Annotated in this window: 12 protein-coding genes; 9 read left to right on the forward strand and 3 right to left on the reverse strand. The window is 60.8% G+C overall.

Features of this window, described 5'->3' with window-relative positions:
* The first annotated feature begins 2 nt into the window (after nt 1-2).
* The 5 genes from bcsA (GT756_RS19760) to GT756_RS19780 are packed head-to-tail and all read left to right on the forward strand — an operon-like array spanning nt 3 to nt 10,084.
* Complete coding sequence (gene bcsA / locus GT756_RS19760) at nt 3-2,114, forward strand: UDP-forming cellulose synthase catalytic subunit (protein WP_004204982.1); 2,112 nt, start codon at nt 3-5, stop codon at nt 2,112-2,114.
* On the forward strand, nt 2,111-4,546 hold the full coding sequence (gene bcsB, locus GT756_RS19765; protein ID WP_114508496.1) for a cellulose biosynthesis cyclic di-GMP-binding regulatory protein BcsB: 2,436 nt from the start codon (nt 2,111-2,113) through the stop codon (nt 4,544-4,546). The genes bcsA (GT756_RS19760) and bcsB (GT756_RS19765) overlap by 4 nt, the downstream gene beginning before the upstream one ends.
* Nucleotides 4,543-8,595 (forward strand): cellulose biosynthesis protein BcsC, encoded by a 4,053-nt coding sequence (locus GT756_RS19770; protein ID WP_043522509.1) that lies wholly within the window; start codon nt 4,543-4,545, stop codon nt 8,593-8,595. The genes bcsB (GT756_RS19765) and GT756_RS19770 overlap by 4 nt, the downstream gene beginning before the upstream one ends.
* Nucleotides 8,595-9,071 (forward strand): cellulose biosynthesis protein BcsD, encoded by a 477-nt coding sequence (gene bcsD, locus GT756_RS19775; protein ID WP_004204979.1) that lies wholly within the window; start codon nt 8,595-8,597, stop codon nt 9,069-9,071. The genes GT756_RS19770 and bcsD overlap by 1 nt, the downstream gene beginning before the upstream one ends.
* A gap of 11 nt (nt 9,072-9,082) precedes the next feature.
* Nucleotides 9,083-10,084, forward strand: a complete 1,002-nt coding sequence (locus GT756_RS19780; RefSeq protein ID WP_160125017.1) for a glycosyl hydrolase family 8 — start codon at nt 9,083-9,085, stop codon at nt 10,082-10,084.
* Nucleotides 10,085-10,190: 106 nt separating this feature from the next.
* On the opposite strand, the gene bcsG is transcribed toward GT756_RS19780, so the two are convergent.
* The 3 genes from bcsG to bcsE are packed head-to-tail and all read right to left on the reverse strand — an operon-like array spanning nt 10,191 to nt 13,614.
* Complete coding sequence (gene bcsG / locus GT756_RS19785; RefSeq protein ID WP_160125018.1) at nt 10,191-11,867, reverse strand: cellulose biosynthesis protein BcsG; 1,677 nt, start codon at nt 11,865-11,867, stop codon at nt 10,191-10,193.
* Complete coding sequence (bcsF, locus tag GT756_RS19790) at nt 11,864-12,061, reverse strand: cellulose biosynthesis protein BcsF (protein WP_004204976.1); 198 nt, start codon at nt 12,059-12,061, stop codon at nt 11,864-11,866. Before bcsF ends, bcsG begins: the two co-directional genes overlap by 4 nt.
* The gene (gene bcsE / locus GT756_RS19795) at nt 12,061-13,614 is read right to left on the reverse strand and encodes a cellulose biosynthesis protein BcsE (protein WP_048295701.1); all 1,554 of its coding nucleotides are present in this window, start codon (nt 13,612-13,614) and stop codon (nt 12,061-12,063) included. Before bcsE ends, bcsF begins: the two co-directional genes overlap by 1 nt.
* 169 nt (nt 13,615-13,783) lie before the next feature.
* On the opposite strand from bcsE, the gene bcsR reads away from it, so the two are divergent.
* From bcsR to bcsB (GT756_RS19815), 4 genes are read left to right on the forward strand one after another with little or no spacing between them, the layout of a single operon-like run.
* A complete protein-coding gene (bcsR, locus tag GT756_RS19800) occupies nt 13,784-13,972 on the forward strand; it encodes a cellulose biosynthesis protein BcsR (protein ID WP_002921513.1) in 189 nt (62 codons plus the stop codon).
* Between the two features lie 11 nt (nt 13,973-13,983).
* Nucleotides 13,984-14,715: a cellulose biosynthesis protein BcsQ gene (gene bcsQ / locus GT756_RS19805; protein WP_004204974.1), complete on the forward strand. Its 732-nt coding sequence runs from the start codon at nt 13,984-13,986 to the stop codon at nt 14,713-14,715.
* Nucleotides 14,712-17,330 carry a UDP-forming cellulose synthase catalytic subunit gene (gene bcsA / locus GT756_RS19810; RefSeq protein WP_148390289.1) on the forward strand — a complete coding sequence of 873 codons (2,619 nt, stop codon included), beginning with the start codon at nt 14,712-14,714 and terminating at the stop codon, nt 17,328-17,330. Before bcsQ ends, bcsA (GT756_RS19810) begins: the two co-directional genes overlap by 4 nt.
* 10 nt (nt 17,331-17,340) lie before the next feature.
* Nucleotides 17,341-19,686 carry a cellulose biosynthesis cyclic di-GMP-binding regulatory protein BcsB gene (gene bcsB, locus GT756_RS19815; protein WP_032426090.1) on the forward strand — a complete coding sequence of 782 codons (2,346 nt, stop codon included), beginning with the start codon at nt 17,341-17,343 and terminating at the stop codon, nt 19,684-19,686.

Raw genomic sequence — 19,686 nt, forward strand, 5'->3', positions numbered from 1 at the left:
GAATGAAAAAATCTCTTTTTTGGTTGCTGGCGCTGGTGCTGTCACCCGTCGCCGTGCTGGTGGTGATCACGCCGATGGACAGCCAGAAGCAGTATATTTTTGGTCTGCTGAGCATCGGTATTCTCTTTCTGATGGGGTTCAGCAAGCGCCGCAGCGTATCGGTCATTATGGTCGTCACGTCGCTGCTGATGTCTACCCGTTACATGTATTTTCGCCTCACGCAGACCCTGCACTTCAACTCAGCTATTGAAACTATCCTCGGCATGGGGCTCTTTCTGGCGGAAGTCTATATCTGGGTGATGCTGCTGCTTAACTATCTGCAGACCGTGTGGCCGCTGAAGCGCGGTATTGTTCCGCTGCCGGATGATATGAGCAAGTGGCCGACGGTGGATATCTATATTCCGAGCTATAACGAACCGCTTGAGGTGGTGCGTGACACCGTCCTCGCGGCACAATGTATTGATTATCCAAAAGATAAAATGAAAATCTATCTTCTGGATGATGGTAAACGCAGCGAGTTTGCCGTCTTCGCCGCCGACGTCGGGGTGGGCTATATCACCCGCAACGATAACAAACACGCTAAAGCGGGGAACCTCAACCACGCCCTAACCCTGACCCAGGGGGAGCTTATCTGTGTTTTCGACTGCGACCACGTCGCCACGCGCGTGTTTCTGCAGGCCACCGTCGGCGGCTTCCTGAAAGATCCGATGCTGGCTCTGGTGCAGACGCCGCACTACTTCTATTCCCCGGATCCGTTCGAGCGCAACCTCTCCGTCGGGCGCAACATCCCAAACGAAGGGATGCTGTTCTATGGCCCGATTCAGCAGGGCAACGATAACTGGAACGCCACCTTTTTCTGCGGTTCCTGCGCGGTGATCCGCCGCGAGGCGCTGGCGCAGATCGGCGGTTTCGCCGTTGAAACGGTGACCGAAGATGCCCATACGGCGCTCAAGTTCCAGCGCCTTGGTTGGAAGTCGGCCTTTCTCGATATTCCGCTGGCGGCTGGCCTCGCCACCGAGCGCCTGGTGGTACACGTTATCCAGCGTACCCGCTGGGCGCGTGGCATGACGCAGATTTTTCGCGTCGATAACCCGCTGTTTGGCCGCGGGCTGACCTTCCAGCAGCGCTTGTGCTATCTCAGCGCCATGCTCTACTACCAGTTTGCGCTCCCGAGGGTGGTGTTTGTCACTGCCCCGCTGGCTTATCTGCTGTTTAACCTCAATATCATTTACTCGTCAGCGAGCCTGATCGTCTCCTATGCGCTGCCGCACCTGTTTCTCGCCATCTACGTCGGTTCGCGAATGAACGGCCGCTATCGCTACAGCTTCTGGGGGGAAATCTACGACATTGTGCTGGCTTTCCACCTGGTGCTGCCGACCCTGGTGACGATGATTTTCCCCAAACGCGGCAAATTCAACGTCACCGATAAGGGCGGCCTGCTGGACGTCGGCTACTTCGATTTCACCGTGGTGCGTCCGCACCTGGTGGTGGCCTGTCTGCTGGCGCTGGGGGTGATCGTCGGCATCGTCCGGGCGATTGGCCATGACTACTTTGGCTCGGACCCCAACGTTATCGCTCTGAACGTCGGGTGGGGGATCTACAGCCTGATCTTCCTGCTGGCGGCGATTGCCGTGGCGCGTGAAACGCGGCAGGTGCGGAAAACCATTCGTATCGATGTCGATATCCCGGTAGTGATCCATTACGCCAGCGGCATCGTGTCCCGCAGCCACACCGAGGATCTGTCGATGGGCGGTTGCCGCGTGGTGGCGCCGGATAAGCGCCATCTGGAGGATGATATCGAAGAGGTTGAGCTGATCCTGCAGTCCGGGGCTATCTCCATCCCGGCTCAGTTGGTCACCTCTGACGAGCGCTTCCTGCGCCTCAAGTTTGATGAAGATATTCCGCTTTCGCGCCGCCGTGAGCTGGTGCGCGTGGTGCTGGCCCGCGCGGATGCGTGGATTAATCCGCCGCGCCCGCAGGATAACCCGTTCCGCTCCTTCTTCACCATTTTACGCTGCGTGTTCGAACTGTTCTGGCTGACGTGGAAAACCCGTCGCAGCCAGCGCAATCGGGCAACAGTGGCGAAAACGGCGCAGGAGGATGGCACGTTATGAAGCGATTAACGACGCTGGCGCTGCTGGCAGGGATGCTCTCTGCGCCTGCGCTGCACAGTGAAGAACCGGGCTCCGGCGCCGCCGCGCCGCTGAGCTTTCCGCAGCTCAATGGCGCGGCGGACAGCGAGCCAGGCGACGAACCCCCGGCCGCCTCGCCGGAGGAGAGCGCCTCCCCGACAGCCTCCGACACCGCCGGCGATGCGGCGGCGACGGCCCCTGCGCCGGATATGCCGGACTTGCCCCCGCCGGTGAGCGGGTCGGCCGCGCCGGAGGTCATTCCTGTTGCCCCGGTCTGGGGAGGCGATCTGAATCTGGCGCAGATGGGGATGCCGGACGGCATTATTCTCAGCGGCGGTCAGCGGCAGGGGGGCGTCAGCTTTACCCTGCCTTCCGATCAGGTGGTGATCCATTCGCAGCTTAGCCTTGCCGTTCGCGTATCGCCGGAAATGGCGAGCCGCAACGCCACCCTGCAGCTGATGCTCAACGGTCAACCGCTCGGCACCCTGCCGTTGGGCGCCGATGGCGAGGATGTCTCCCATTATCAACTGGATATCCCGCCCGCGCTGATGGTTTCCAGTAATAACCTGAGCGTGAAGATCAACGATGGCGATACCCTGCAGTGCCAGCGTGACATTCATGATTCGTCGCGGGTGACGGTGCTGCCCACGTCGCATTTCAGCTGGGAAAGCCAGCAGTTGAACATCAGCGACGATCTGAGCCACTTCCCGCGTCCATTCTTCGACAGCATGCAGATGACGCCGGCGGACATCGCCGTTTCCTATGGAGCGAAGCCGTCGGCCGACGTCTTCAGCGCCGCGGCGCTGGTCTCTTCCTGGCTGGGTATCCAGGCGGACTATCGCGGCATCGCCTTCAGCGCGCTGCGCGACCGCCTGCCGGAACGCCACGGTATCGTGATTGGCCACCCGGGCGAGCAGGTGGGCGGCATGACGCTGCCGGAAACCGATAAGCCACTGCTGCGCATCATCGCCAACCCCGCCAATCCAGCCTACAAGCTGCTGTTGATTGTCGGCAAAAACGATACCGCGCTGCGCATGGCCGCCTGGCGCCTGACCCGCGGCAACTTCGCGCCGCAAACCGCGACGCTGGATGTTGAACCACAGACCATCCCGGTTGGCAAAGCGTACGATGCGCCGCGCTGGATCCCCACCGATCGTCCAGTCAGACTCAGCGAACTGCTGCGTAAGGATCAAAGCCCGACCGTCAGCGGCGTCTGGCACGAACCTTTACGTATCGCCTTCCGCGCCGCGCCGGACCTCTATCTGTGGGATGGCGAGACGATCCCGCTGCAGGTTGGCTACCGCTTCCCGTCGGAGAGTTGGATCAATGAAGACAAGTCCCTGCTGAGCGTCACGCTCAACGGCACCTTCCTCAACAACCTGCCGATGAACAAGCAGGGGCCGCTGGAGAAAGTCTGGCGCTACCTCGGGGGCGATGCGCGCCAGGAGCGCTTTACCATCCCGCTGGCACCCTACCTGATCTATGGCGATAACCAGCTGTCGATGTACTTCAATGTGGTGCCGAAGGACGATGTTCCGTGCTCGGTTCTGCTGAATAACAATATCAAGAGCCGCATCACTGACGACTCATGGATTGATTTGAGCAAAACACGACACTTCTCGCTGCTGCCAAACCTCTCCTATTTCGTCGGCGCCTCTTTCCCTTTCTCGCGGCTGGCGGACTATTCGCAAACGACGCTCCTGCTGCCGGCGGAACCGTCTGAGACCCAGGTGGCAACCCTGCTGAATCTGGCGGCGCGCTCCGGGAATGCGACCGGCACCGCGCTGGCGAATAACCGCGTCGTGCTTGGGATGCCCACCGGCGGCGGGGATTTGCAGTCGCTGCGCGAACGTGATGTGCTGGCGGTCACCGCTCTCGATCAGCAGGCCTTCAACCAGAGCCTGCTGGCCGACTCACCCTACCGCCCGGTGGATAATGTGCTGAGCGTCCGCGAGCCCGACCTGTGGCAAAAAGCGCAGCGCCGACTCACCGGCGACTGGACCTCCGCCAGCCTCGATGCCGATCGCTACTTCTCATCCAGCAGCGCCTGGCGCGGGTTTATCAGCTATCGTTCGCCGTGGAATCCCGCCCGCCTGGTGGTGGTGGCGATGGCCAGCAATGATGACCAGCTGGCGCGACTGAAAAACGATCTGGACTCACCGCGCATCAATGCCGGGATCCGTGGCGATACCGCGGTGATCACCAGCGATAACGGGGTGCGTAGTTTCCAGGTAAGTACGCCGTTCCCCAGCGGTCAGATGCCGTGGTACATGATGGCGGTCTGGTATGCCAGCCAGCACTCCGGTTTCCTCGCTCTGCTGGGGCTGATTGCCACCTCGATAATGGGACTGGCGCTGACCGCGATGTTTAAACGTCACGCCCGTAAGCGTCTGGGTTCGGGGGATAACCAATGAAAAGAAAGATAACGATAACGATGAAAAGCTCCCGGCGGCTCACCACATTCTGCCTCACCGGCGCCCTGGCTCTCGGCGCTTCTGGCGGCGCGCTGGCGGCGGGTAACGACGCGGCGCTGCAGGCGCTGTTCGCCCAGGCCAACTACTGGCATGAGAAATCCCATGACGAGCTGGCGATGGAGTCCCTGCAGAAGGTGCTCTCGGTGGATGCCAACAACACCCAGGCGCTGTATCTGATGGCGCTCTGGTCGCAGCAGGGCGGCGATATGCAGGCGGCGGCGCAGTGGCGCGCGCGGCTGGCGAAAGCGGCGCCGGACAGCCCGGGACTGCAGGATCTGGACAACGCCAAAAAAATGTCGCAGGTGCCGCAGGGCCAGCTCAGTCTGGCTCGCCAGCAGGCGCGCGGCGGCAATATCCCCGGCGCGCTGGCGACCTGGCGCAGCATGTTCAATGGCAATACGCCGCCTGCCGGGCTGGCGGCGGAATATTACCTGACCATGGCCAGCGACAAATCGCTCTATCCGCAGGCCATTAGCGAACTGCGGCAGTACGTGGCGCAGCATCCCCAGGAGAACGCCCCGCGGGTAGCGTTGGGCAAAGCGTTAACCTGGCGGGAAGATACCCGTCGGGAAGGGATCGCCCTGCTCGAGCCGATGGCCAGCGGCAATAAAGAGGCGGACAGCGGCTTGCGTCAGGCCTTGCTCTGGCTGGGTCCGCAGGCCGGGGATGAGCAGTATTACGATACCTGGATGCAGCGTCATCCGCAGGATAGCGAAGTTCAGAACTACTTTCGTGAACGGCGCAGCGGCCAGGCGCGCGGCCAGGGCTACGCCAATCTCAACAGCGGCAATACCGCTGCCGCGAAGCAGCAGTTTGAAGAGGTATTGCAGACCAACCCGCAGGATGCCGATGCGTTGGCGGGCATGGGCTATATCGCGCAGCGCAGCGGCGACTACCAGGCCGCATCGCAATATCTGAGCCGGGCGGCGGACCTCGGCGGCGACGCCTCGGCGACCCGCCGTCAGCAGGCGGCTGATGCCCTGTTCTACGGCCAGCTGGCGCAGGCTCAGCAGGCCTATAAGCAGGGCAATATCAGCCAGGCGCTGGCGCTCTCCGCGCCGCTTGCGCAGCAGAGCGGGGCGCGGGGCGCCTCGGCGAAGCTGTTTCGCGCCGATGTGCTGCGGCATAACAAAGATTTACCCCAGGCCGAGCAAACGCTGCGCTCACTGTTAAACGACGACCCGCAGAATGCGGCGGCGCGGGAAAACCTCTACTACGTGCTGCGCGAGCAGAATAAATCCGCCGAGGCGCAGGCGATGCTGCAGACGCTGCCGCAGAGCCTGCAGCAAAAACTGCAGCCGCGAGTGGTGGCCGGCATGCCAGGCGACGCCCTGCGTCGTCAGGCCCAGGCGCAGGTCAGCAGCGGTAACCCAGCTGGCGCAATAGCCACACTGCGCGAAGGCGTTGCCCGCTATCCGGACGATCCCTGGCTGCGTCTCGATCTGGCACGACTGCTGCAAAAATCGGGTAACGCCAGCGAGGCCTCTTCGCTGATGTCGGCGGCCTATCGCCCCGGCGCCAGCAACAGCGCGTTGTATGCCGCCGCGCTGTTCGCCAGCGAAAACGGCGCCTGGCAACAGGCGCAGACGCTGCTGGCGCGCATTCCCGGCGGCAGCCAGACCAGCGACATGCGCGATTTACGTCAGCGGGTGAACTACAACCTGCAGCTGGTGACCGCCGAAAACTACCTGGCGCAGGGCAATACCATCGCCGCCAGCAATACCCTGCGGGCGATGGCCTCCACGCCGCCGAAAGCCCCGGCGGACGCCGGCAAGCTGGCGCGGCTGCTGGCCGAGAGCGGCGACCTGACCACCGCGGTATCGCTGGTGCGCAACAATATCAGCGGCGGGGTGTCCGGCAACGCCGGGGATTACGCCGATCAGATCGCCGTCCTGAACCAGGCCGGGCTGACCGGCGAGGCGCAGAACCTGATCAGCAATCCGCAGCTGCAGGCCAGCAGTACGCCTACGCAGCTGGCGAGCATTCGCAATGGCTATGTGATCAACGAGGCCGACCGCCTGCGCGAGCAGGGCAACTATGCCGCGGCGTATGACAAGCTGATCCGCGCCATGCAAAGCGATCCGCAGAATACCGATCTGATGTTCGCGATGGCGCGGCTGTACCAGAGCGGCAAAATGAACAAAGAGGCCGGGGTGGTCTATGACTACCTGATGACGCGCGATACGCCGAACCAGGATGCGCGCGCCGGGGCTATCGACGTCGCGCTGTCGGCGGGGAACAACGATCGCGCGGAACAGCTGGCCGGCGGCTTGCGTCAGGATAACTCCCCGGATCGCCTGCTGCTGCTGGCGAGAGTGGCGGAGGCCCAGGGTCATCATCAGCAGGCGATGACCTACCTGCGCAGCGCCCGCGGCAAACTGCTGGGCATGCAAAGCACCAACAGCAGCGAAACGCCGACCGTCGGCGGGGTGCTGGCGGCGGATAACCCCTTCATCGGCGTGTCGCAAACGTCGGCGCCGACGCGGACGGCTTCCGCCTACGGGCAGTATATGCCGTGGCAGGTTGCCCAGTCGGCCGCCGCGCCCGGCTCCTCGCTGCCGGGGATCCAGCGCACCGATCTGCCGGTGGACACCGCCCAGACGCGGATGCTGCGTCAGGTGGACACCATGATGGAGTCGCTGCAGGAGAAAACCGGCAGCTGGCTGCAGGGGGGAATGGACGTGCGCGGACGCGACGGCGAATCGGGCACCAGCAAGCTGACGGAGCTCAGAACGCCGCTGACCTGGTCCTCCTCGCCGTTTGGCGACTCGCGCTTTGACTTTACCGTCACCCCGGTGTCGTTAAACGCCGGGACCGCCAGCGGCGACGCCTGGCGTCGCTACGGCGCCAACCCGCTGGCCAACGCGGTCTCCAATATGGTGAGTACCGCCACCAGCGAGCAGGCGGCGATCGCCTCGATGACCGAGGCGGAGCGGACGGCCTATTTTGCCAGCAATCCGGGGGCAGAGGCGTTAAGCGGCCTGGGCACCCTGAACGCGGCGGACTTCAATCCGACCACCAGCAGCGGGATGGAAAACCTGGCGAAGCTCGGGAGCTATGATTCGGGGCAGGTGGCCAGCTATCTTTCCTCGTCCAGCCGTAAGCCGAACGTTGACCAGACCAGCGGCTCGACCGATTCGCAGAAGGCCAACGGCGTCGAACTGGCGCTGGCGCTAAGCGGTGACGATTACCGGGTCGATATCGGCAGCACGCCGCTGGGCCAGGATCTGAATACCGTTGTCGGCGGGGTGAAATGGTCGCCCAAGCTGACCAACTATCTGTCGCTGATCCTCACCGGCGAACGCCGCTCGCTCACCGACAGCCTGCTTTCGTATGTCGGTCTGAAGGATGCCTATTCCGGTAAAACCTGGGGGCAGGTGACGAAAAACGGCGGCACCCTGCAGCTGAGCTATGACGACGGTGACGCGGGCTTCTACGTTGGCGGCGGCGGTTACAGCTACCTGGGGCAGAACGTCGCCAGCAACACCAGCATCAACGCCAATGCCGGGGTCTATCTGCGGCCCTATCATGACGAATACCGCCAGCTGCAGGCCGGGTTGAGCATGAGCTATATGGATTACTCCAAAAACCTCAGCTACTTCACCTATGGCCAGGGGGGCTACTTTAGTCCGCAAAACTACGTCAGCGTGTCGCTGCCGGTCAGTCTGACGGAAAAATATGATAACTGGACCATGAAGCTCGGCGGCTCGGTGGGCTACCAGTCTTACAGCCAGGATAAGAGCGCCTATTTCCCGACCAATTCGGAGTGGCAGCAGACCCTGGAGACGGCGGTGAGCAATGGGTTTGCCAAGGAAGCCTACTATTCCGCGACCTCGAAGAGCGGCATCGGCTATACCCTGCGCGCCGGGGCGGATTACAAGGTCAACAAACAGATGACGCTGGGGGGCCAGATTGGCTATGACACCTTCGGGGATTATAACGAAAGCACCGCCGGGCTCTATATTCGCTATATGTTAGGAGATCATTGATGATGACGGAGAACAATAACCCGGTGGTGATGACCTGGTTTCAGCAGCAGCAAACGCCTGCCGGATGGTTCGATCTGTTGATTATTATGGTCGAAGGTATGTTAAATAATGCCGGCGAGCTGGAAAGTCAGCCCTTCCTGCGTCAGATGGGCGCCTCGTTGGCGGAGACCCATCCGTTGCCGGCGTCGGAGACCGTAGGGGAGCTGGAGGCGAATATCAACCGGCTGCTGACCCATTTTCACTGGGGGGTGGTGACCATCGACGTCGGTGAGGATGGCCTGCGCTTGCGCCATCAGGCGTTGCCGGTCAGCCGCGATGATGCGGGGCGCGTGCGCTGGTGCAACGCGTTCTGTGCCATACTCGAGGGGTTATATTCTCGCTGGCTGCAGAGTCAGGGAGGCAGCGCTCACGTAATATTGCAGCGTGAGCGGGTGTTCTCTGTCTCTGACGTTCAGTTTCTTTACTACCATCCATAATGAGTGAATTTATGCCCCTGCGTGCTTTAGTGGCGGTGATAGTGACAACGGCAGTAATGCTGGTGCCCCGGGCGTGGGCGGATACGGCCTGGGAGCGTTATAAGGCCCGTTTTATGATGCCGGACGGCCGTATCATTGATACCGCCAATGGCAATGTGTCGCATACGGAAGGCCAGGGCTTCGCCATGCTCCTGGCGGTGGCGAATAACGATCGCCCGGCGTTCGACAAGCTGTGGCAGTGGACGGACAGCACCCTGCGCGACAAGTCTAACGGGCTGTTTTACTGGCGCTATAACCCGGTGGCGCCGGACCCGATCGCCGATAAAAACAACGCCACCGATGGCGATACCCTGATCGCCTGGGCGCTGCTGCGCGCGCAAAAGCAGTGGCAGGACAAGCGCTACGCCACGGCCTCCGATGCCATCACCGCCTCCCTGCTGAAATATACGGTGGTGACTTTCGCCGGTCGCCAGGTGATGCTCCCGGGCGTGAAGGGGTTTAACCGCAACGACCACCTGAACCTTAACCCCTCCTATTTCATCTTCCCGGCCTGGCGCGCCTTTGCGGAGCGGACGCACCTGACCGCCTGGCGGACATTGCAGAGTGACGGGCAGGCGCTGCTGGGGCAGATGGGCTGGGGGAAATCGCATCTGCCCAGCGACTGGGTGGCGCTGCGGGCGGATGGCAAGATGCTGCCGGCCAAAGAGTGGCCGCCGCGGATGAGTTTCGATGCGATCCGTATCCCGCTGTATATCTTGTGGGTCGATCCGCACAGCGCCTTGCTCGCACCGTGGAAAGCCTGGATGCAGAGTTACCCGCGCCTGCAAACTCCGGCGTGGATCAACGTTAGCACCAACGAGGTCGCCCCGTGGAATATGGCCGGCGGCCTGCTGGCGGTGCGTGATTTAACGCTTGGCGAACCGCTGGAAGCGCCGCAGATTGACGACAAGGATGATTATTACTCCGCCAGCCTCAAGCTGCTGGTCTGGCTGGCGAAACAGGATCAGCGCTAGCGCTGTGATGGCTTTGCAGGTTTCTCAGCCCGTATGCCTGCGGGCTGAGAGAAAAGAGCAGGAACGTCTCACGATGTAAGGCCGCCAGAATAGGCGGCCTTGTCGCTTATTGCGGATAAGGCACCCAACTGCCGCCATTCAGCTGGACATAAGGCTTGCCCTGATACTGGATAACGATGGCGTTGGCGTTTTCGGACACCGCCGCGCTCTGCGGCAGGTTGGCGACATACTGCTGCCAGTTGACGCTGTCTTCGCTGAACATTTTGCCGTCGAGGGCGCGCACCACCAGCTCCGACACCGCCAGGTAGCTGCTGGGCTGATCGATGATAATTGGCGCGCCTTCATGCGGCGCCTTCATGCCGAAGAATTTCACCGCCGTCGGGACGTTAGTGATCGACGGGCTCGGGATATCCCGCAGGCCAGACACCTGCATCTTATCGCCCTTCAGCGCGCCGCCGTGTTCCGGCACCACCACCACCATCACCTTACGCCCCGATTTTTCCAGTTCGGTGAAGAAGTTATCCAGGTCGTCAAACAGCTTCTGCGCCCGCACTTTGTAGTCCGCGGTTTTGCTTTGCCCCGGGAAGTGATTGCCGTCATGCAGCGGCAGGGTGTTATAGAACGTGGCGCTCCGCGGATTGCTGCTGGCCTCTTCGGTCTTCAGCCAGCGGTTGAGAACCGCGAGATCCTCATACACTGGCGAACCATCAAATGCCTGCAGGCTGACCGGCAGACCGCTCTGGTCCATCAGCGGGCTCTGCATGCCGCCCAGCGAACGCAGCTCTTTTAGGAAGTCGCCGAACAGGCCGTTGTGGCCGAGCATCAACTGCTGGTTGAAGCCGAGTTTCGCCAGGTTTTCAAACAGGTAGCAATCGGCGCCGGATGGCTGATACAGGTTGGTATGCGACAGCTGGCCGCAGCTGGCGCGCAGCAGACGCACCGCCGCTGGTCCGCTGTAGGAGGTCGCTGAGTTAAAGTTTTTGAAGACGATATCGAAATGCTTCCACAGCGGGTGGTCAATCAGCCCGGCGGCTTCAATATCCGACCAGGAGAGCGAGCAGATATTGATCACCAGCAGGTCAAACGGCTGCGCATCCGCCGGCAGCTGGTCCGGGAACGGTGTCTTGCGCTTCTGCTCGGCGGCATAGAAACCGTTCAGCCAGTTGGTGAGGTTGGCCGAGGTCGGCGGTTCGGTCTGCGGCGGAATATCGCTGCTGGCCGGGCTGGACGCGGCGCCAGCGGCGGCGTTGGTCCCGACGTTGGCCGGCGCGGTGGCGGCGGCAGTGGTGGGCTGACCGGCAGGCCAAATGGTAAAGGCCGGCAGCAGCGGACTGACCGCCTGCCAGACGACCATCGCGGAGACAAACACGGTAACGCGCAGCCACTGGCTGATAAACAGCCACAGCACCAGTAAAACAAAGAAGGCGCCGACCATGCTCCAGTTGATAAAGCGGACAATCAGATCCCAGATATAGCTGGCGCTGAAGCCGGCGATTTGCGATCCCTGGCTAAAAATCGACTCTGGCCCGGGCAGCCAGGTATCGTGCCAGAACAGCGCGAATCCCAGCGGAATGGCGATCCAGTGGCGGATGCGGTGCAGCTTTTCGCGCGGGATTGGCACCAGCAGAAAGGCGAGAAACACCAGGTTAAGCATCGGGTGAAAATTGAGATACCCGGCCCACAGCAGGGCAAACTTGACCAGAAAGTAGAAGTTCCAGCCGCCAAGGCCGCGCCAGTACTGCCAGAGCGGAAGCGGTGCCGCGGTCGTTTTTTTATTTGTCATTTGTTCGCTTTGCCTTGCTTAACCGTTGTTCCCCGGCGTAATACCCCTGCCGGTTTCACGTAACGGGGTTTAAAGAACATCAGTCTTAACGTCGTGCGGATCCGGCGCTGATAGTGGCGCGTCAGGTAGCCCAGCGGAAAAAACAGCAGGGCGCAGAGCACCACCAGTTGCAGAATATCGGCGATAGACATCATCAGACTTGCTCCTCACGGGTGGTTAACCGGTGTGGTTCGGGGTAGCGTCGCCAGTGGCGTCCATCATGGGTGGCGTTGATGGTCTCGTTTTTACCGACCGTGAGAGGCAGCGGTGTGTTCCAGCGCGCCGGCTCGACGCCGCGCATGATTACGATTTCCGAGAGGATTTGCTTGTCTTCAAACCACACCATGCGGTTAGAAAAAATATCGCCGGTCGGCAGCGGGAAAATGTGGTTTAGCGCGGTATCGAGGTCATTGATCCGGCAAAACGACAAGAACAGCACCAGCCGGTTATTGCCGATGGTCATGATGTCGCCCATCCGGTTGGGTTTGCATAACGTCAGCGCCTGCTCAACGCGCAGCCCCGGCGCCGGGCGCAGGGCCACCATCACGCCTTTGCTGTCGGCCGGCAGCAGGGTATTGGTCATCACGTTATGCACCGCTTCGCAAAAGGCGTCCCATTTCTGATAGCCCCGCAGCTTTAACGGCTGGCTCCAGGTCAGCAGGGTGGCAAAATCTTCCGGGATATGGCGGGAGAACTTTTGGTTCTGAACGCTTTCAATCAGCGTCAGGCAGCGGGAAAGCGACGCGCTGTTAGGGATCACCAGGCTGGCGCCGCTGCTGAGCAGCAGCCGCTCATCAGTCGCGCGCAGGCTGGGGGTTTGTTCGCGGACAATAATTTTCAGCGCCGTGCCGCGCTGACGGCGCAGGGTATGAATATAGCGTCCCAGCTGTTCAATTTGCGTGTTCTGGGTAATGGAGAAGAGGATCGTCGCCGCCTGCGCAGTGCGCCCGGCGTTGAAGACCTCGTCGTTGGTGTCAAACAGCGTCCAGTATTCCGACAGCGGCGGGGCACCTTCCAGCACGCGCACATTGCTGAGGATCGCTTTTTCATCGCTGCGCGGCTGCACGCTGGTTTCAGCATCCTGCGCTAATCGCCAGCCGGCGTCATCATGTTGCACCATCAGCTGCTGCTGGGCGCTGATGCCTTTATCGCTTCCCCACCAGGCAATATCAAAAAGATGGCGATCGCCCTGGTAGCGAATACTTGCCAGACCGGAAAGGGAGCGGTACGCGCGTAATAAAGGCGTGAGCTGCCGATCAATATCCTGCGCGGAATTGATCGCTAAGAATGCGCAGCGATGATATTGCGCCCAGCGGCTGGTCTTTTCCACCCAGGCGCATAACTTTTCGTTATTTATATTTTGCCAGGCATTTTCAGCACATAGCAGAATAAATAAATAATTGCCAGGTTCGAGGGAGCAGACCAAGTCGCGATGTATTTCTTCCAGCGCCTCCGGACGATTCGGCAGGGTAAACAGTGCAATATTATCCGGGCCGTGAATGTGTTCTAATGAAATGATATCATTTGGTTTATTCCCCATCACCAGCGCGGCAACCTTGCTGTTTTTCGCCTGCGTGGCCAGCGTCTGATTAAATAGACTGACGGCATCGGCATAACGGTCAACGTTGAGCCACCATACCCCGCCGACCGGCATATGGCACACTTCATCCCATAATGATGAAATACCCAAAGTAAATACACTATCCACGGCATCCCTCGTGCGCCCTGATTCACACTGGATAAGTTTACTAGCGAAACTGACAGAGTAAACCTAACATTGAAATTAAAGGTCATCAGTTTTAGCATGTACACCTGCTTTTTAAGGATGCGCTGTATACGTCCTCTGGTTTAATAATAAATTTCGAACGGACAGAGATATGCCAGCAAAAGATCCTGCGGTACCCACGGACGCCACGCTGGGGTACACCTTTCAAAATGATTTTCTGGCGCTTAGCCGGGCATTTTCCCTGCCGGATATTGATTATCATGATATTTCCAGGCGCGAACAGCTGAACGCGGCGCTGAAGCGCTGGCCGCTGCTGGCAGAGTTTGCAGAGAAAAAATAAGGAAGCCGGAGATGGCTATTCTGGGATTACAGGGCGTGCGAGGGGGGACTGGCGTCACGTCCATTACGGCTGCACTCGCCTGGGCGCTGCAATTGCTCGGTGAAACGGTGCTGGCGATCGACGCCAGCCCGGATAATATGCTGCGTTTTTTCTTCAATACCGACATCCATCATCAGGACGGCTGGGCGCGGGCGCTGCTCGATGGCCGGGACTGGCGCGACGCGGGTCTGCGCTATACGCAGCATATCGATCTGCTGCCGTTTGGCCAGCTCAGCGCGGGCGAAAGAGAAAACGTCGACCAGCTGCAGCCCACCCTGGGGGCGATGACGGAGGCCGTACTGCAGCTGCAGGGGCAGTACCGCTGGCTACTGCTGGATCTGCCGGCGGGCTATTCGCCGTTGACCCGCGAGCTGCTGACGCTCTGCGACCGCTCGCTGGTGGTGGTCCATCCCGACGCCAACAGCCATATCCGTTTGCACCAGCAGCCCTTTCCGGCCAACAGCGATATTCTGATTAACGATCTGCGGGTCGGCAGCCAGCTGCAGGAAGATCTCTACCAGCTGTGGCTCGAGAGCCAGCCGCGCATCCTGCCGGTGACCATTCATCGCGACGAGGCGATGGCCGAGTGCCTGGCGGCGAAGCAGCCCCTTGGGGAGTATCGCCAGGACTCTCTGGCGGCGGAAGAGGTACTGACCCTGGCGAACTGGTGCCTGATCCACTATGCCGGCGGGAGGCCGGCATGATCCGCCTCAGCACGCTGCTGCTGACCCCGCCGGTGGGGGAGCGGCTGCGCGCGCGCTATGACGACTACCGGCAGCATGGAGCCTCCTGGCTGTCGGCGTCGCTTGGCTGCCTGTGGGCATCGCTGGTCTGGGCGCTAATGCCGCTGGAGACGCCGCGCTGGCAGGCGATTCTGGCGCACCATGACACCTATTTCCCCCATATTAATCCGCATCGGCCACGTCCGCTGGATCCGCTGCGCTACCTGCTGCAATCCCTGTGGTTACTGACAACGCGCGTGCCGGAGCCGGAGAAAAAGGTCAACTGGCGTTCGCTGGCGGCGCTGGAAGGGGTGCACGGTCGCTATACGCAGTGGCTGGAAAAATTGCCTGAGCAGGTCAACGCCCGCACCGGTCATCTGGATAAACAGAAAGAGCTGGCGCACCTCAATCCCAAACTGCGCCGGGCGATCCTTGGGGGGGTGACCTGCTGCTCGCTGGTGCTGGCGCTGATGTGTATTACGCAGCCTTTTAACCCGCTGTCGCAGTTTATCTTCCTGATGCTGCTGTGGGGCGTGGCGCTGCTGGTGCGGCGCATCCCCGGCCGCTTCTCGGCGCTGATGCTGATCGTGCTGTCGCTGACGGTCTCGTGCCGCTATATCTGGTGGCGCTATACCTCGACGCTGAACTGGAACGACCCGGTAAGCCTGGTGTGCGGGATTATTTTGCTGTTCGCTGAGACCTACGCCTGGGTGGTGCTGGTGCTGGGCTACTTCCAGGTGGTCTGGCCGTTGAACCGCCAACCGGTGCCGCTGCCGGAGGACATGGATCTGTGGCCGACGGTGGACATCTTCGTCCCCACCTACAACGAAGATCTCAACGTGGTGAAAAACACCATCTACGCCTCGCAGGGCATCGACTGGCCGAAGGACAAGCTGAACATCTGGATCCTCGACGACGGCGGACGGGAAGCGTTTCGCCAGTTTGCCAAAGATGTCGGGGTGCACTATATCGCCCGTACCAGCCATGAGCACGCCAAAGCCGGCAACATCAACAATGCGCTGAAATACGCCAAAGGGGAGTTCGTCTCGATCTTTGACTGCGACCATGTGCCGACGCGCTCGTTTCTGCAGATGACCATGGGCTGGTTCCTGAAAGAGAAAGAGCTGGCGATGATGCAGACCCCGCACCACTTCTTCTCGCCCGATCCCTTCGAGCGCAACCTTGGTCGTTTTCGCAAAACGCCGAACGAAGGGACGCTATTCTACGGCCTGGTGCAGGACGGGAACGATATGTGGGACGCCACCTTCTTCTGCGGCTCCTGCGCCGTGATTCGCCGTGGCCCGCTGGATGAGATCGGCGGAATCGCCGTCGAAACGGTGACCGAAGATGCTCACACCTCGCTGCGCCTGCACCGGCGGGGTTACACCTCCGCCTATATGCGTATTCCGCAGGCGGCGGGGTTGGCGACGGAGAGTTTATCCGCGCATATCGGCCAGCGCATCCGCTGGGCGCGCGGGATGGTGCAGATATTCCGCCTCGATAATCCGCTGTTTGGCAAAGGCCTGAAGCTGGTACAGCGTGTCTGCTACGCCAACGCCATGCTTCACTTTCTCTCCGGTATTCCGCGCCTCATCTTCCTCACGGCGCCGCTGGCCTTTTTGCTGCTCCATGCCTATATCATTTATGCGCCAGCGCTGATGATCGCGCTATTCGTGTTGCCGCATATGATCCACGCCAGCCTGACCAACTCGAAGATTCAGGGCAAATATCGCCATTCGTTCTGGAGTGAAATCTACGAGACGGTGCTCGCCTGGTATATCGCGCCGCCCACCTTTGTGGCGCTGATTAATCCGCATAAAGGCAAATTCAACGTCACCGCGAAGGGCGGACTGGTGGAAGAGGAGTATGTCGACTGGGTGATTTCCCGGCCCTATATCTACCTCGTGCTGCTCAACCTGGTCGGCGTCGCGGTGGGGATCTGGCGCTTTATGTACGGCCCGGAAAACGAAATTCTCACCGTCTGGGTGAGTATTGTCTGGGTGTTCTACAACCTGATTATTCTTGGCGGCGCGGTGGCGGTCTCGGTCGAAAGCAAGCAGGTCCGCCGGTCGCATCGTGTCGAAATGAGCATGCCGGCGGCAATTGCCCGCGAAGATGGCCATCTGTTCTCCTGCACCGTTCACGACTATTCCGACGGTGGGCTGGGGATCAAAATTCACGGCGACGCTCAGGTGTTGGAGGGGCAGAACGCCAGGCTGCTGCTCAAACGGGGACAGCAGGAGTATGCCTTCCCGGTGCGGGTCGCGCGGGTCAACGGCAGCGAAGTGGGATTGCAGCTGCTGCCGTTGACCAACCAGCAGCATATCGATTTTGTGCAGTGTACGTTTGCCCGCGCCGATACGTGGGCGCTTTGGCAGGATAGCTTCCCGGAAGACAAGCCGATGGAAAGCCTGCTGGATATCCTCAAGCTGGGGTTCCGTGGCTATCGTCACCTGGCGGAGTTTTCGCCGCCGTCGGTGAAGGTGGTTTTCCGCGCGCTCACCTCGCTGGTGGCATGGATAGTGTCGTTTGTACCCCGACGCCCTGAACGCGCCGCGCCGACGCTCTCCGCAGACCCGGCAATGGCTCAACAATGATGATAATGCGATGAAAAGAAAACTTTCCTGGATGTGTGCAGTAGCGGTGGGCATGTGCAGCTGGTATCCGCTGGCCTCTTACGCGGCGCCGGCCACCGTGGTGAATCCGGCCCCTGGCGTTCAGCCGCAGGCGGCCTCCCCGCTCGCGCCGGTGACGACAGGCGAGCCGACGGCAACCCTCGCCGAACCGACCGCTCCGGCGGTGGTCGCCGAGAACGTCCCGCAGCGGGAGGTGAAGCTGACCTTTGCCACCATCGCGCCGCCTCCGGGCAGCATTGTGCTGCGCGGCTCACGGCCTGACGCCTCGGTTGAATTCGGCATGCGTAGCGATGAGCTGGTCGCTAACGCGCTGCTCAATCTGGAATACACCCCGTCGCCCTCGCTGCTGCCCGTGCAGTCGCAGCTGAAAGTCTATCTCAACGATGAGCTGATGGGCGTCCTGCCCGTCACCAAAGAGCAGCTGGGGAAAAAGATCCGCGCACAGCTGCCGATTGACCCGCTGTATATCACCGACTTCAACCGTATACGGCTGGAGTTTGTCGGCCACTACCGCGATGTCTGCGAAAACCCGGCCAGCAGCACGCTATGGCTGGACGTCGGGCGCGAAAGCTATCTGGATCTCACCTACCAGTCGCTGAAGGTGCATAACGATCTGTCGCACTTCCCGGTACCGTTCTACGATCCGCGCGACAACCGCCCGCTGACGCTGCCGATGATTTTCCCGGGCTCGCCGGCGGTGGCCCAGCAGCAGGCGGCGGCGATTATCGCTTCATGGTTCGGCAGCAAGGCCGGCTGGCGCGGCCAGCAGTTCCCGGTCTATTTCAACGAACTGCCGGATCGTAACGCCATTGTCTTCGCCACCAACGACAAGCGTCCGGATTTCCTGCGCGATCATCCGCCGGTCAACGCGCCGACCATCGAAATGATCGACAACCCGAACGATCCTTACGTCAAGCTGCTGGTTATTTTCGGCCGCGATGATAAAGACCTGCTGCTGGCGGCGAAGGGGATTGCCCAGGGCAATATTCTGTTCCGCGGCAGCAGCGTCACCGTGGACGGCATCAAAACCCTGCAGCCGCGGCAGCCATACGATGCGCCAAACTGGGTGCGCACCGACCGCTCGGTCACCTTTGCTGAGCTGAAAACCTATGAGCAACAGCTGCAGTCCAGCGGGCTGGTGCCGGATGCCATCACCGTGGCGCTTAACCTGCCGCCGGATCTCTATCTGCTGCGGGCCAACGGCATCGATATGGATCTGAAATATCGCTATACCATGCCGCCGGTGAAGGATAGCTCGCGGATGGATATCAGCCTTAACGACCAGTTCCTGCAGTCGTTCAGCCTTAACAGCTCGCAGGACGTGAACAAACTGATCCTGCGCCTGCCGGTGCTGCAGGGGCTGCTGGACGGCAAATCGGAGGTTACCATACCCGCGCTGCGTCTTGGGGCGGTGAACCAGCTGCGCTTTGACTTCCAGTACATGAACCCGATGCCCGGCGGCTCTATCGACAACTGTATTACCTTCCAGCCGGTGCAGAACCATGTGGTGATCGGCGACGATTCGACCATCGACTTCTCGAAGTATTATCACTTTATTGCTCTACCGGACCTGCGCGTCTTCGCCAATGCTGGCTTCCCTTACAGCCGTATGGCGGACCTCGCCGACACCCTGGTGGTGGTGCCGAAGGCGCCGACCCAGGGCCAGGTGGCGACGCTGCTGCAGGCGCTGGGCGGCATCGGTTCGCAGACCGGCCTGGCGGCGATTAATCTGCAAATGACTGACGATGGCAACCAGATCAAGAATAAAGATGCGGATCTGCTGCTGATCGGCGCGATCCCCTCGTCCCTCAAGGACGATACCAAAATCAACCTGCTGGTCGAGGCGACCAAAAGCTGGGTGAAAATGCCGATGCGTCATTACGACCTGGCGAGCATTTATCCCGATGACGAGGCCCGCACGCCCAACACCCGCACCGACATCACTTCTTCCGGACCGATGGCGGCGGTGATTGGCTTCCAGTCGCCCTACAACGATCAGCGCAGCGTGGTGGCCCTGCTGGCCGACAGCCCGCGCGGTAATGAACTGCTAACCAACGCCCTCAACGACAGTGGTAAGCGGGCGGCGATGTTTGGCTCGGTGGCGGTGATCCGCGAATCCGGCGTCAACAGCCTGCGGGTGGGCGATGTTTACTATGTCGGCCATCTGCCCTGGTTCGAGCGCATCTGGTTCGCGCTCTCTAACCACCCGATACTGCTGGCGATCTTCGCCGCGGTCAGTATCGTGCTGTTGGCGTGGGTCCTGTGGCGCATGCTGCGCATTATCAGCCGCCGCCGCCTTAGCCTGGATGATGAGTAA

This window comes from Klebsiella sp. Q2, assembly GCF_009900705.1.
Lineage (GTDB): Bacteria > Pseudomonadota > Gammaproteobacteria > Enterobacterales > Enterobacteriaceae > Klebsiella > Klebsiella quasipneumoniae.